This window comes from Paraburkholderia sp. J7 (assembly GCF_905220155.1).
GTDB lineage: Bacteria > Pseudomonadota > Gammaproteobacteria > Burkholderiales > Burkholderiaceae > Paraburkholderia.
In genome coordinates this window covers 1-253 of sequence record NZ_CAJMYZ010000140.1, presented here as the reverse complement: position 1 = coordinate 253, position 253 = coordinate 1, and the positions used below count along the sequence as shown (strand labels likewise).

Here is a 253-nt window from a genome sequence, read left to right as displayed (position 1 = left end):
GGTGTCGGACGTCACGCTCAACCGCTTCTTCGCGTTCCACGTGATCGCCATTCCGCTCGTGCTGGTCGGGCTCGTGATCTGCCACATCATCGCGCTGCACGAAGTGGGCTCGAACAACCCGGATGGCATCGAGATCAAGGAGAAGAAGGACGCGAACGGCGTGCCGCTCGACGGCATTCCGTTCCATCCGTACTACTCGGTGCACGACTTCATGGGCGTTTGCATCTTCCTGATGATCTTCGCGGCGATCGTG

Annotated in this window: 1 protein-coding gene; it reads left to right on the top strand. The window is 60.1% G+C overall.

The genetic code is table 11. The annotated features are described in order from the left end of the window. On the top strand, positions 1-253 hold a 253-nt coding region (locus U5A58_RS40675), incomplete at both ends, for a cytochrome b N-terminal domain-containing protein (RefSeq protein ID WP_321965480.1).